Origin of the sequence: Idiomarina rhizosphaerae, from assembly GCF_024159085.1 — a bacterium.
Classification (GTDB): Bacteria; Pseudomonadota; Gammaproteobacteria; order Enterobacterales; family Alteromonadaceae; genus Idiomarina; species Idiomarina rhizosphaerae.
In genome coordinates this window covers 108,178-120,906 of the sequence record NZ_JAMZDE010000008.1, presented here as the reverse complement: position 1 = coordinate 120,906, position 12,729 = coordinate 108,178, and the positions used below count along the sequence as shown (strand labels likewise).

Annotated in this window: 13 protein-coding genes; 10 read left to right on the top strand and 3 right to left on the bottom strand. The window is 44.7% G+C overall.

What is annotated here, in order from left to right:
• Positions 1-10: 10 nt before the first annotated feature.
• The 10 genes from fabD to NJR55_RS10850 all read left to right on the top strand — a co-directional run bounded on the left by fabD (position 11) and on the right by NJR55_RS10850 (position 8,381).
• On the top strand, positions 11-931 hold the full coding sequence (gene fabD, locus NJR55_RS10895) for an ACP S-malonyltransferase (protein ID WP_253619973.1): 921 nt from the start codon (positions 11-13) through the stop codon (positions 929-931).
• A 16-nt stretch (positions 932-947) separates the two neighbouring features.
• Positions 948-1,685 carry a 3-oxoacyl-ACP reductase FabG gene (fabG, locus tag NJR55_RS10890; RefSeq protein WP_011234586.1) on the top strand — a complete coding sequence of 246 codons (738 nt, stop codon included), beginning with the start codon at positions 948-950 and terminating at the stop codon, positions 1,683-1,685.
• A 118-nt stretch (positions 1,686-1,803) separates the two neighbouring features.
• Complete coding sequence (acpP, locus tag NJR55_RS10885) at positions 1,804-2,043, top strand: acyl carrier protein (protein WP_011234585.1); 240 nt, start codon at positions 1,804-1,806, stop codon at positions 2,041-2,043.
• 54 nt (positions 2,044-2,097) lie between these two features.
• Positions 2,098-2,886, top strand: coding sequence for an aminodeoxychorismate lyase (pabC, locus tag NJR55_RS10880; protein ID WP_253619971.1), 789 nt, complete (start codon positions 2,098-2,100; stop codon positions 2,884-2,886).
• On the top strand, positions 2,883-3,893 hold the full coding sequence (mltG, locus tag NJR55_RS10875) for an endolytic transglycosylase MltG (protein ID WP_253619969.1): 1,011 nt from the start codon (positions 2,883-2,885) through the stop codon (positions 3,891-3,893). Before pabC ends, mltG begins: the two co-directional genes overlap by 4 nt.
• A 2-nt stretch (positions 3,894-3,895) precedes the next feature.
• Complete coding sequence (tmk, locus tag NJR55_RS10870; RefSeq protein ID WP_253619968.1) at positions 3,896-4,513, top strand: dTMP kinase; 618 nt, start codon at positions 3,896-3,898, stop codon at positions 4,511-4,513.
• Positions 4,513-5,373, top strand: coding sequence for a DNA polymerase III subunit delta' (locus NJR55_RS10865; protein WP_253619967.1), 861 nt, complete (start codon positions 4,513-4,515; stop codon positions 5,371-5,373). Before tmk ends, NJR55_RS10865 begins: the two co-directional genes overlap by 1 nt.
• 23 nt (positions 5,374-5,396) lie before the next feature.
• Positions 5,397-5,753, top strand: a complete 357-nt coding sequence (locus NJR55_RS10860) for a hypothetical protein (protein ID WP_253619966.1) — start codon at positions 5,397-5,399, stop codon at positions 5,751-5,753.
• Between the two features lie 12 nt (positions 5,754-5,765).
• On the top strand, positions 5,766-6,554 hold the full coding sequence (locus NJR55_RS10855; protein ID WP_253619965.1) for a TatD family hydrolase: 789 nt from the start codon (positions 5,766-5,768) through the stop codon (positions 6,552-6,554).
• A gap of 342 nt (positions 6,555-6,896) precedes the next feature.
• Positions 6,897-8,381: a bifunctional 2-methylcitrate dehydratase/aconitate hydratase gene (locus tag NJR55_RS10850; RefSeq protein ID WP_253619963.1), complete on the top strand. Its 1,485-nt coding sequence runs from the start codon at positions 6,897-6,899 to the stop codon at positions 8,379-8,381.
• Positions 8,382-8,431: 50 nt separating this feature from the next.
• Here the strand turns inward: NJR55_RS10850 and NJR55_RS10845 are convergent, their stop codons facing one another.
• The 3 genes from NJR55_RS10845 to sppA are packed head-to-tail and all read right to left on the bottom strand — an operon-like array spanning position 8,432 to position 12,711.
• Complete coding sequence (locus tag NJR55_RS10845; RefSeq protein WP_253619961.1) at positions 8,432-9,775, bottom strand: sodium-dependent transporter; 1,344 nt, start codon at positions 9,773-9,775, stop codon at positions 8,432-8,434.
• A 33-nt stretch (positions 9,776-9,808) separates the two neighbouring features.
• Entirely contained in the window at positions 9,809-10,822 is a 1,014-nt protein-coding gene (gene ansA, locus NJR55_RS10840; RefSeq protein ID WP_253619959.1) for an asparaginase, read from the bottom strand.
• A gap of 38 nt (positions 10,823-10,860) precedes the next feature.
• On the bottom strand, positions 10,861-12,711 hold the full coding sequence (gene sppA / locus NJR55_RS10835) for a signal peptide peptidase SppA (RefSeq protein ID WP_253619958.1): 1,851 nt from the start codon (positions 12,709-12,711) through the stop codon (positions 10,861-10,863).
• Positions 12,712-12,729: the final 18 nt, after the last annotated feature.

The following is a 12,729-nucleotide window of genomic DNA, read 5'->3' as shown; positions in this document are numbered from 1 at the left end:
GAGGATGATTATGACTAAAACGGCACTGTTATTTCCGGGACAAGGCTCACAAAGCGTTGGCATGTTAAGTGAGTTGTCGAATGATTTCGCGTTAGTGAAAGAAACCTTTGCTGAGGCCAGCGCTGTTCTGGGTTATGATCTTTGGCAGTTGGTGCAACAGGGACCTGAGCAGCAATTGAATGAAACGCAACGGACGCAACCGGCATTATTAACTGCCAGTGTTGCACTTTACCGTGTAGCCAAAGAAAAAGGCCTGACGGACGTTACCGTTATGGCAGGGCATAGTCTGGGTGAGTATTCAGCGCTAGTATGTGCCGGAGCATTAGAATTTACTGACGCGGTTAAACTTGTAGCCCTACGCGGCGAGTTTATGCAGCAAGCGGTGGCTGAAGGTGAAGGTGCTATGGCCGCAGTTATTGGCCTTGAAGATGCCGAAATTGAAAAAATTTGTTTAGAACAGGCCGGGGAACAAATAGTGACTCCGGTTAATTATAATTCACCGGGTCAGGTGGTTATAGCTGGACATGCAGACGCTGTAGCTCGCGCCGCAGAAGCATTAAAAGAAGCTGGAGCAAAACGTGTTTTGCCGTTACCTGTTAGCGTGCCATCACACTGTGCTTTGATGCAGCCAGCAGCCAGCCAATTGGCCGATGCGTTAAAGTCGATAAAGTTGAAACAGCCTCACACACCGGTCATTAATAATGTCGATGTTGCAACAGCAGACAGCGAAGATGCCATTAAAGATGCTTTGGTGCGTCAGCTCTATCGTCCTGTCCGCTGGACTGAGACAATTGAACAGATTGCGAAATTGGATGTCGAAACAGCCTACGAAGTTGGTCCGGGAAAAGTACTGACTGGATTAAACAAACGTATTACCAAGGCTTTTGGTTGTAGTGCGTTGAATACGCTAGACTCTTTGAACTCACTTTAATAAAAAGGTTATTTACGTGCAAAACTTTGAAAATAAAGTCGCATTAGTTACAGGCGCAAGCCGGGGAATAGGAAAAGCAATAGCTGAATTGCTTGCTAGCCAGGGAGCGAAAGTTATTGGTACAGCTACCTCTGATAAAGGTGCCGCTGCAATCTCCGAATATCTCGGTTCAAAAGGCAAGGGCCTGGCATTGGATGTAACCGATTCTGATAGTCTGCAGCAGGTTATTAAAGAGATTGAATCAGAGTATGGTTCTATTGATATTCTGGTGAATAACGCCGGCATCACCCGCGATAACCTCATGATGAGAATGAAAGACGACGAGTGGGATGCTGTGTTAAACACGAATTTGTCAGCCGTATTTAAAGTTTGTAAAGCGGTTGTACGCGGCATGATGAAGCGCCGTAACGGTCGTATTATTAATATCAGTTCAGTTGTTGGCACAACAGGAAACCCCGGGCAGGTTAACTATTGTGCCGCGAAAGCCGGACTGGTTGGTTTTAGCAAGGCAATGGCTAAAGAAGTTGCAGCGCGCGGAATTACCGTAAACTGTGTTGCGCCTGGCTTTATTGATACAGATATGACAAAAGCTCTGAATGATGAGCAAAAACAAGCTATTTTTGATAATATTCCGGCAGCACGTTTAGGCGAGCCAAAGGAAATTGCTGCTGCGGTAGCATTTTTAGCATCAGAAGGTGCAGCTTATATCACTGGTGAAACCATTCACGTTAATGGTGGTATGGCGATGGTTTAAGAGGTTAGCGGTACGACCTCTTAACTTTATGCTATTTTTTACTTTATTAATGAGGCTGGTTTCACTACACTACAGCCAATTTTCACTCTCGCGATGACTATTGAGGGATTTTATAATCATGAGTACTATTGAAGAACGCGTTAAAAAAATCATTGTTGAACAATTAGGTGTTAAAGAAGAAGAAGTTAAGCCTGAAGCGTCATTTGAAAATGACCTTGGTGCTGATTCTTTGGACACAGTTGAACTGGTAATGGCTTTGGAAGAAGAATTTGAAACTGAAATTCCAGACGAAGAAGCTGAAAAAATTAAAACAGTTCAATCAGCTATCGATTACGTAAATAATCATTCTAACGACTAATTTGTCGTAGAACGTGATATAAAAGGCGGAGCCATTGGTTCCGCCTTTTTTGTTATGACAATAAGAAAAATACTACTTAATAATACGCCTTTCCATTGTTCGGAAATAGACAGAGGGCTGCAGTTCGGTGACGGGCACTTTACAACCATCCGAGTTGTTCAAGGTGTGCCTCTGTATGTTGAGAGACATCTGAGCCGGCTGTCTGAAGCTAATACTCGTTTATTTATAAACCATCCAGACTTTGATTCTTTACATGAACGTATCCTTAACGCTTGTAATGGTATTAAAAACGGTGTCTGCAAGGTAATTGTCACGCGTGGGTATGGAGGCCGGGGCTATGGCTTTTCAGACAACACAGAGGCCAATGAGTACATTCAGGTAAGTGATGCCCCGGCTAAACTTAACTCGGTTAGTCTTGGCGTTGCTGAATTGAACTTAGCGAGACAGCCTAAGCTGGCTGGTTTAAAAACATTAAATAGGCTGGAACAGGTTCTGTTGACTCAAGAGCGCAGTGTTTCTGCATACGACGATTTACTGGTCTGCGATTCGGAAGGTAATGTTGTCGAAGCCATACAGGGAAATGTTTTTTGGTACAAACAAGGGCAATGGTACACCCCCGAGCTGAGTTTTTCCGGAGTACAAGGCATTATGCGTCAGTTGATTATTGATGAAGGCATGCTGACTCCTTTGCATATTGGCCATTATTCATTAAAAGAGTTAGCGGATGTTGAGCAGATTATCCTCAGCAACAGTGTCAGAGGCGCTGTTACGGTTACTCAGTTTAATGGTAAAGTATTGGATAAGAGTAAATTGCCAGCGGTGTTAGAGCAGCTTATATTATGAAAATACGTCTTATTTTAGCGCTGCTTGTTGCAGTTTTTGCGGTTTCGGTGGCGGTTGTCTTTGTGTCCGGGCGCTGGTATTTAGCGCAGCCGATACAAAGTGAAAGTGACGCTAGTACGACTCTATTGTTAGATTTTAGAGGAGGAGCCACTGCCCGTAGCGTAACCTCTAAAGTAACAGAGCACTTTGAGAAGGGGAGCTCGGCATTAATTTATCGCCTGAGCCAGGTTTTTGACGATGTCGATCATTTGCAAGCCGGCCTTTATGAAATTAACGGACAACAAAGCTGGTTTGATATCTGGAGTATGTTGAGTCATGGGCGGGAAAAAACCTTTACTGTGACTCTGGTTGAAGGATTGACTCTCGAGCAGTGGAGAGCTCAACTAAAACAGCTTCCTTACTTAAAAGATGAGTCTTCTGAATTGAGTCCGGCGGAACTGAGACAAAAGCTGGGCGTTACAGAAGCCTCTCTCGAAGGCGTTTTATTACCTGAAACCTACAGTTACAGAGCTTACACAACGGATCTTGCTATCCTGAAACAAGCGTACCAGTCGATGCAGCAGGTGCTGGAAAATACCTGGCAAGAACGTTCAGACAGATGTCCTGTAAACTCACCTTACGAATTGTTGATACTGGCTTCTATTATTGAAAAAGAGACCGGTTTGGCTGATGAACGTCCGTTGGTGGCTAGCGTATTTGCAAACCGATTGGCAGTCGGCATGCGGTTGCAGTCTGATCCGACGACAATTTATGGTATTGAAAATTTTGACGGCAATCTGACTCGTACTCATTTGCGCGAGAAAACAGAATACAATACTTATCGAATTAACGGATTACCGCCAACACCAATCGCTATGCCCGGCAAAGCCTCAATTAAAGCAGCAGCGAACCCTGAACGTTCTCCGTTTTACTATTTTGTTGCGGATAAATCGGGTGGCCATGTTTTCTCGGAAACACTGGAAGAGCATCAACGGGCTGTGCGCCGATACCAACTGAATCAAGAGTGATTATGTCAGGAAAATTTATTGTTATTGAAGGACTCGAAGGAGCCGGTAAAAGTTCGGCCATCGCAAGTGTTGTTACGCATCTTCAGGCGAAAGGAATTCAGGCTGAAACGGTTCGTGAACCTGGTGGCACACCGTTAGCCGAATCGCTGCGGGACCTGGTAAAAAAGAAGTGGGATGAAAAAGTAAGCCCCACCACCGAACTCTTACTTATGTACGCCAGCCGGGTTCAGCTGGTTGATAATGTTATAAAACCAGCTTTAGCCCAGAACCGCTGGGTTATTGGTGACCGACATGATTTATCTTCAAGAGCTTATCAGGGAGGCGGCCGTGAGCTTGGCGATGAGTTATTGCAAAAGATACGGAAAATCACTTTAGGAAATTTTACCCCCGATTTAACCCTACTACTTGATGTTGAAGAAAAGAAAGGTCTTGAGCGTGCGCGCGAGCGAGGCGAACTGGATCGTATTGAGGAAGAAGATCTAGCTTTTTTTCAACGAACCCGGCAACGCTATTTGAATATTGCAGCTAAAGATCCGAGCATTATTGTCATTGATGCGAATCAGTCGATGCTGGACGTGCATCAGTCAATATTGAGAGCAATTGAGGAGTATCTGTTTTAATGGCTTTTCCGTGGCTGCGAGAACCCTGGTTAAGATTAGTAGCGAGCGCTGAAGCCGGACGCCTGGCTCATGCTTACTATTTACAGCATAACGTCGAGGGCGGTTCGACCGAGTTTATTCAGCGCCTGAATCAGTTTTTGTTGTGCAAGCAACCGGGCAAAAGTGCCTGCGGCAAATGTAAATCCTGTTTACTTTACCTATCGGGTAATCATCCGGACACCTGGACTATTGATGGTGCACAAGTTAATCGAATAGGTGTTGATACGGTACGTGAACTGCAACAAAATGTAACGCAGACAGCGAACCAGAACGGATTAAAAGTCGCTGTTATACTCGAAGCTGAGAAAATGACAGAACAGGCTGGCAACGCACTGCTGAAAGTTCTGGAAGAACCTCCAGCCGATACACATTGGCTGGTTTCAACCAAGGACGTCGAGCGCTTACTCCCCACCTTAAGAAGCCGCATGCAATGGGTAAGCATTGCGTACCCGGCAAGCATACAAAGTGATGAGCAAGTGAGTTTTGCCGGACAACTTCTGGCGGGGTTGCGTGGGCAACAGGAATTACCTTTATTGAAAGATAAAGACGGTGCATTAAGCTGGCTGGATATTTCCGAGAACTTACTAATGGATTGGTTGCTGATTAGCCAACGAGCTGCGGCTACGCGTTTGCGTTATGAGCAACTAGCGGGCGAATTACAACAAATCAGCAATTATGAGTGGGTCAATGTCGCGCAGTTAAGTGAATGGGTATCCGAATGCCGACAGCTACGTCAGCGATATCAGGGCTCAACGGGGATCAATTTGCCGTTATTATTAAGTTTTGCCTGGAGTCGCTGGTCAAATACTCTTTCAGCATAGCGACTCCGTAAAACGGAGTTGTCATGTTGACGCTAAAATTAAGTCCACAATCCGCAACAGAGCTCGCTGCTCATGTTGTTCCCGAGTTTCAGTCCCTCACTTTTCTGGTCAACAGCGAAACGACCGATATCGCGCTGGATGACAGGGCCAGATTAGAGTTTCAATGCCCGGGCTTAGAAGGTAAAGCTCTATGTTTAGAGGTGAGCGTGGTGTTCCGTTTTGAGGCCGGAGAGCTAAAGAACTGGTTGGCAGTCGCTGTTTCGCCCTCACAGCAAGCCTTGATTCATTATCTTCGTTACCTTTGCCGCCATCATACAAACGAATATGGTAAACTCTTCCACCAACTGGTTAACGACTTTTGTCACTCAAATCAACGCTAAGTGGAGCTATCTATGTTCGTCGACTCACACTGTCATCTGGATAAAATCAACCCTGAAAAAGCGGGTGCCGATTTAAAAGAAATTGTTGCAGCGGCACGTGCGAATAAGGTTGAACACATGCTGTGTGTTTGCGTTACCCTCGAAGACTTTCCAGCCATGCAGGCGGCTGTGGCCGAATTCGATGATGTTTCGATTTCTTGTGGTGTGCACCCTCTGTATGTGAAAGACAGTCAGACTCCAATAGCTGAATTAGGCGCAAAATTACGTGAGCTAACAGCACTGAATAGCGTTGTTGCGATAGGAGAGACGGGGCTCGATTACTTTTACCACCCTGAATCAAAAGTACTACAGCGGGAAAATTTCGAGCAACATATTGAAATAGCCAACGACGTCAACAAACCACTGATTATCCATACGCGCGACGCTCAGCAGGACACTTTGTCTTTATTAAGAAATGGCCATGCTGAAAAGCCTGGTGGTGTCTTGCATTGTTTTACCGAGTCTCTTGAGATGGCAAAAAAAGCCATTGACGACCTCGATTTCTTTATTTCTATTTCCGGTATAGCCTCGTTCCGCAATGCTCAGGAGCTGCGTGACACAATCAAAGCATTGCCATTGGAGAAACTCTTAATTGAAACCGACAGTCCCTGGTTAGCGCCGGTTCCTCATCGTGGTAAAGAGAACCAGCCAGCCTACGTTGTCGACGTTGCAAAATGCGTAGCTGACGTAAAAGGCATTAGCTTAGAAGAGGTCGCTAAGACCACGACAGCTAACTATTATAAGCTGTTTACTAACTCTTAATTAGCTGTGTATAACTTGTGGCTTTTTTAGTTAAAGTTTTTCAAAAACAGTAAGATAAAAAAATCCTTAAAAATATTAGACATCCCTTTGATATTGTCTACACTGAAGTTTACCGAATGAATTTTATGCGACCTAATGCAGTGTTTTTGTCATGAGTTAGCGCACGGCTCAACCTTTGAGCCATTCCCCTATACCCGGAACAATTTGGATTGGTTCCGGGTTTTTTTTATCCTTTTCTTCCTGTTTCTTAACAATTTGTGGCGATCAAAAAGGCACTTTTCAGGGTACATATAGACAAACGGATAGCCCGTTCTGATAATAAAATTAACTAAGGAGTCAGTGATGAGTACAACCGTTGAAAGTAATGAACGTCCCGACTACGACGAAGTCATTCAAACCATTGCAGACTACGTTACCGATTACAAAGTAGACAGTGAGGAAGCCTGGAATACCGCTCGTAACTGCCTGATGGATACCCTGGGGTGTGGCTTACTAGCGCTGCGCTTTCCTGAATGCAGTAAACATTTAGGTCCCCTGGTTGAAGGAACTATGGTTCCAAATGGCGCCCGGGTTCCGGGGACTCAGTTTCGAATGGATCCGGCTAAAGCAGCCTGGGATATAGGTTGTATTATTCGTTGGCTGGATTTCAATGATACCTGGCTGGCAGCCGAGTGGGGGCACCCCTCCGATAATTTAGGCGGCATACTGGCAACCGCTGACTATATTTCGCAAAAACGAGTATCAAAAGGCGAAAAGCCTTTAACTATGAAAAGCGTTTTAGAAGCGATGATTAAAGCTCATGAAATTCAGGGAAATTTGGCCATAGAAAACAGTTTTAACCGGGTTGGTCTGGACCATGTTGTGTTGGTGAAGGTGGCCTCTACCGCCGTGGTTACCTGGTTAATGGGTGGTTCCAGAGAACAGATTATGGCTGCTGTCTCGCAAGCCTGGGTTGATGGTCAATCATTAAGAACCTATCGGCACGCGCCTAATGCCGGCTCACGTAAATCCTGGGCTGCGGGCGATGCCACTTCAAGAGCTGTACGTTTGGCCGACATAACGATGCGCGGTGAAATGGGAATTCCCGGGGCACTAACTGCTCCGCAATGGGGTTTCTATGATGTACTGTTTAATAAAACCAATAAAGATCAGCAGTTGAAACCGAAAGAAGATTGGAAATTTAAGTTTCAGCGTGACTACGGCAGTTACGTTATGGAGAATATTTTATTTAAATTGTCTTTTCCGGCTGAGTTTCATGCTCAGACTGCCTGTGAAGCTGCCGTGACATTGCACTCGGAAGTTAAAAATAGAATTGATGAAATTGAAAAAGTTGAAATAACGACTCATGAGTCGGCTATTCGAATTATTTCAAAACAGGGGAAACTGGCTAACCCGGCGGACAGAGATCATTGTTTGCAATACATGACTGCGGTACCGCTAATTTTCGGCGAGCTAACAGCGGATCATTACGAGAACAGCTTTCATGAAAATAACTCTGTTATTGATACCATACGTGAAAAAATGGAAGTGATTGAGAACAAGCAATATAGCCAGGATTATCACGATCCGGAAAAGCGTTCTATAGCCAATGCGTTGCAGGTGTTTTTCAAAGACGGAACTCATACTGAAAAGGTTGTGGTGGAATATCCGATAGGGCACAGAAGACGTCGAGAAGAGGGCTTTCCCGTTCTTGAAAGCAAGTTTAAAGCAAATTTAGCCACTCGTTTTCCTGAGCTTCGGGTTAAATCTATTTTTGATCAATGCAGTCAGCAGCGGTCTTTTGAGAATATCGCGGTTAACGAATTTATGGATATGTTTGTTATTTAATTCGCTTAAAAAAAGGCTCTTCATTCAGTTGAAGAGCCTTTCAACGGTTATTAACCGCGCCAAATAACCAATAGAATAAGTATCGGGCAAATGAACTTTACGTACCACGGCCATATCTTCCAGAACAAGCTTTTCTCAATGTCTGGTGAGCCTTGTTTTAACGCTTTTAATAAATAATTTTGACGTAATACCCAGGTCAGCATAATACCGAACACCAGCGCCATTATCGGCTGCATATAAACGGTGCTAAAGGTAATAACAGCGCCAAAAAGTAGTTCAAAGTTATAGATTATCGTCGTGGAAATGGCGGTTACGATAAGCGCAATGATCCAGACGCCACTACTACGGTCGCAGTTTGCTTCTTCGCGTAATGCATTGACCGGTGCTTCCAGCATAGAAATCGATGAGGTAATAGCGGCAATAACCATTAGCAGGAAAAAGCCAAAAGACATAAATAGTCCAGCGTAACCTAGTGCATCGAACATCGCAGGTAATACGGTGAAAACCAAAGTATCCGCTGAGAGCAGGGTACCATCGTCTGCATAAATGGTGACGCCATTAGATTGCGCTACGAACATCGCTGGTAGAATGAGCAGGCCAGCTAAAAACGCAACGCTGGTATCAATACCCGCTACCCAGGCCGCTGTTTTAGGTATGTTCTCAGAGTTTGAAAGGTACGCACCGTAAGTCATCATGACACAAACACCGAGCGACAAAGAGAAGAACGCCTGCCCCATGGCTCGAATAATCAGGTTCGGATCGGTAATTGTTGAGAAGTCGGGAAGCAGATACATTTTCAGGCCCTGTATCGCACCGTCCTGCGTTAAAATGTAAGCGGACATGCCAATCAACAATATGAACAATAATGGCATCAACCGTCTGGACCAGCGTTCTATGCCGTTGTTTACACCAGAACGTACAACGTAAACGGTTAGCAGCATAAAAAATATCATGGTGGTTATGTTTCGTGATACTGAAAACTCAGTAAACCACAGAGCGGTTTCAGGTTGACCCATTACAACCATCAGTGGTGCCAGCATATAAGAAACAAGCCACCCCGATACAATGGCGTAAAAACTCAATATTAAGCTTAAGACAATAAGGCCAGTGACCCCGGCGATAGCACCTGAGCCTCTTAAAAAGGGTTTATCGGATAAGTTACGTAATGCTTCTATTGGATTCTGACGACGTATACGGCCAATGGTTATTTCTGCTACCAGCATAGGATATGCCAGTAAAATAATCATAATCAGATAGACTAATAGAAAAGCACCACCACCATTACTGGCGGCCTGGGTAGGGAAGCCCCAAATATTACCAACGCCAACGGCTGAGCCTGCGGCGGCTAATATAAACCCTAATCGGGTTGAGAACGCGGGTGATGAATTTGCCATAATTTTTCTTATTATTATTTAAGCTGCGTCAAATTATGGCGAAGTTAATTCGCCACGTAAATTCTTCTGTAACAATTTCTGCATTTTACTCAGGCTTAAATCTTGTGACAGCAGATAATGCAATTTAGTCAGTGCCGCCTCAATGGTCATATCTGAGCCGGACACAATACCAATTTCAGCAAGAGCATTGCCGGTCGCGTAGCCGTCCATATTGACCCGTCCGCGAAAACATTGAGTACAGTTAAGAATGGTGATGCCCTGATCTATTCCTGCTTTCAGGCTACTTAGCAATGCCTCATCTTGCGGCGCATTACCTACTCCGTAACTTTGTAAAATCATGGCTTTTACCGGTTGCTGAAGCTGGTTTCTTATAATTTCAGCGGAGATCCCTGGATAAAGCATGACCACGCCGATTGGCTGAGGTGTCATTTCAATGACTTTTAATGGCTGGTTTGAGGGTTCTGAGAGCTCTCCAGCGTTTAGTTGAATCTGGATTCCAGCTTCAAGTAGTGACGGGTAGTTAGGGGAGGCAAAGGCATTAAATCCGTTAGCGTCTGCTTTGGTGGAGCGATTCCCCCGGTAAAGCGTATTATTAAAGAACAAACCAACTTCAGGAATAGGGTAGTTCGCAGCCACATAAAGCGAATTGAGCAGGTTAGTCTGGCCATCAGAGCGCAGAGCGGCTAAAGGTATCTGGGAACCAGTTACAATAACGGGTTTACTCAAATTTTGTAGCATAAAGGAGAGAGCCGAGGCCGTATAGGCCATAGTATCGGTACCATGCAAAATGACAAAACCATCGTAATCGTCGTAGTTCTGCTCTATATCACGAGCAATGGTCACCCAGTCAGACGGCGTCATATTTGATGAGTCCATTAATGGTGAATATTCATTAATGGTGAATTCAGGCATCTCATCACGGAAGAATTCGGGCATGTTTTCAACGCACCAGCTCAGGTGTCCCGCAACCGGAACATAACCCTGAGCTGATTTTTTCATACCTATAGTGCCGCCAGTGTATGCGACATAAATCTTTTTACGAGGCAAAGTTCACTCCTGTGCTCTGCGAAATAACCGCGATAATTCTATCGCGGTTGAACGCAGAGTGCACAGTAAGAGTAAACATTTTTAGGATCATTAAAGTTTTGTAAAACCGCCGTTTCAGATTTTACTTTATTAAGTGTACCCATTAACCAATGTTGAGCATCGCCACCGACAGTGGAAACAGGGAGGTACTCTGAAGAGCTGTTAAACATGTTGGCAAAAAATTGCTCTTTCGATGACAATTCTTGCTGAATAATTTTTACGTCGTAATCATCAATGGCAGCGAGCTCAGCGGCCGCGGCTACTGAATCATCAAAATCACCCAGTTGATCAACTAATCCACGTTCCATTGCCTGCTTACCTGTCCAGATGCGGCCCTGAGCAACTTCATGCACGTCGTCGCGGGACATGTTTCGAGCGTTGCTGACAATAGTCAAAAAGTCTTCATAGGTGGCTTCAACCGAACTTTGCACCAAATTCTTTTGGTACTCAGTCATTTCTTCCAGTGGGTTTAACCTCGATATCTCTGTAGTACTGACGGTATCGCTATGAACGCCAATAGCGGCCAAACTATCTTCTAAAGTCATTAATAGGCCAAAGACACCAATTGAACCGGTAATGGTGGTTGGGGCAGCGACAATTCTATCGGCATCTGCCGCAATCCAGTAACCACCAGATGCTGCAACCGTGCTCATTGAAGCTACCACCGGAATGCCGGCTTCTTTTGCCTGCAAAATTTCCTGACGAATAATTTCAGAAGCAAAGGCGCTACCGCCGGGGCTGTCTATACGCAATACAATAGCTTTGGTCTGTTCGTTATTACGTGCTTCGCGGATGAGTTTCGCTGTGCTATCACCTCCGATCATGCCAGCTTTTTGCGAGCCATTAACGATTTGCCCGCGGGCAACGACGACAGCAATCTGGTTTCGATCGGTGGGTTGCAGGCTCTCCGGAACTTCCATTTCGGAAGCCAGGTAATTGTCGTAAGTGATATGTCGAAAGGTATCTTCTTCTTTGTCATGGCCTGCTAAGTTAATCAGTTCGTTCCGAACTTCAGTACGCGTGCGTAGAGCATCTACCAGATTCGTCTCTAACGCCATTTTGGCCATGTCGCCGTTTGCACTGTTAAATGCAGACATGTAATCGTCAATCTTACCGCTGGTAACTAACGGATTAATGTTACGGGCTGCTGTGACATCGGTGCGGAAGTTATCCCATAACGCTGAATAAAGAAACTCATTGGCTTCACGTGCTTCATCAGACATGTCGTTACGAATGAAAGGTTCAACCGCAGCTTTAAATTTACCGACTTTAAAGACCTGAGGCTGAACTTTAAGCTTGTCGAGTAAATCTTTAAAGTAGAGTTGAGTGTAATCAAGTCCTTCAAATACGACTCCGCCCATTGGGTTTAGGTAAAGCTGATCTGCATGCGCTGCAAGATAATACTGATGCTGATCATAGTAATCAGCATTACTGATAATGGGTTTACCAGAGGTACGGAAATCGTCAAGAGCCTCGGCAACTGCCTGTAACTTATTGAGTCCGCTTGGATACAAGTTTTGTAAGTTTAAATACAGTGCGCCTATACGCTCATCTGTTTTGGCTTTTTCAATTGAGTCGACCACATCAGATAACAGAACCTCAGGAATTTCATCGCTGCTTCCCATCGCTTCGCTCAGGAATTGGCTAAAAGGATCAACCCAGGTTTTTTCTTCAACCAACATGCCATTAGGATTCAGAACCAGAATGCCATTTTCAGGCACTTCAATAGGATCTTCTCCGCTAAATAAGCTAACGAGAAGAACAGCAAGTATTAAAAAGAACACAAGGTTCAAAATGACCTTGCGTGTACCGTTGATTATTTTCCACAAATAACTGAAGATTGAGCGCATAGTTGAATTCTCATTATC

What these genes read in the sequence shown, in the direction of transcription:
- fabD (WP_253619973.1), top strand. Translation starts at nt 11, where the DNA reads ATGACTAAAACGGCACTGTTATTTCCGGGACAAGGCTCACAAAGCGTT.
- acpP (WP_011234585.1), top strand. Translation starts at nt 1,804, where the DNA reads ATGAGTACTATTGAAGAACGCGTTAAAAAAATCATTGTTGAACAATTA.
- pabC (WP_253619971.1), top strand. Translation starts at nt 2,098, where the DNA reads ATGACAATAAGAAAAATACTACTTAATAATACGCCTTTCCATTGTTCG.
- mltG (WP_253619969.1), top strand. Translation starts at nt 2,883, where the DNA reads ATGAAAATACGTCTTATTTTAGCGCTGCTTGTTGCAGTTTTTGCGGTT.
- tmk (WP_253619968.1), top strand. Translation starts at nt 3,896, where the DNA reads ATGTCAGGAAAATTTATTGTTATTGAAGGACTCGAAGGAGCCGGTAAA.
- NJR55_RS10865 (WP_253619967.1), top strand. Translation starts at nt 4,513, where the DNA reads ATGGCTTTTCCGTGGCTGCGAGAACCCTGGTTAAGATTAGTAGCGAGC.
- NJR55_RS10860 (WP_253619966.1), top strand. Translation starts at nt 5,397, where the DNA reads ATGTTGACGCTAAAATTAAGTCCACAATCCGCAACAGAGCTCGCTGCT.
- NJR55_RS10855 (WP_253619965.1), top strand. Translation starts at nt 5,766, where the DNA reads ATGTTCGTCGACTCACACTGTCATCTGGATAAAATCAACCCTGAAAAA.
- NJR55_RS10850 (WP_253619963.1), top strand. Translation starts at nt 6,897, where the DNA reads ATGAGTACAACCGTTGAAAGTAATGAACGTCCCGACTACGACGAAGTC.
- NJR55_RS10845 (WP_253619961.1), bottom strand. Translation starts at nt 9,775, where the DNA reads ATGGCAAATTCATCACCCGCGTTCTCAACCCGATTAGGGTTTATATTA.
- sppA (WP_253619958.1), bottom strand. Translation starts at nt 12,711, where the DNA reads ATGCGCTCAATCTTCAGTTATTTGTGGAAAATAATCAACGGTACACGC.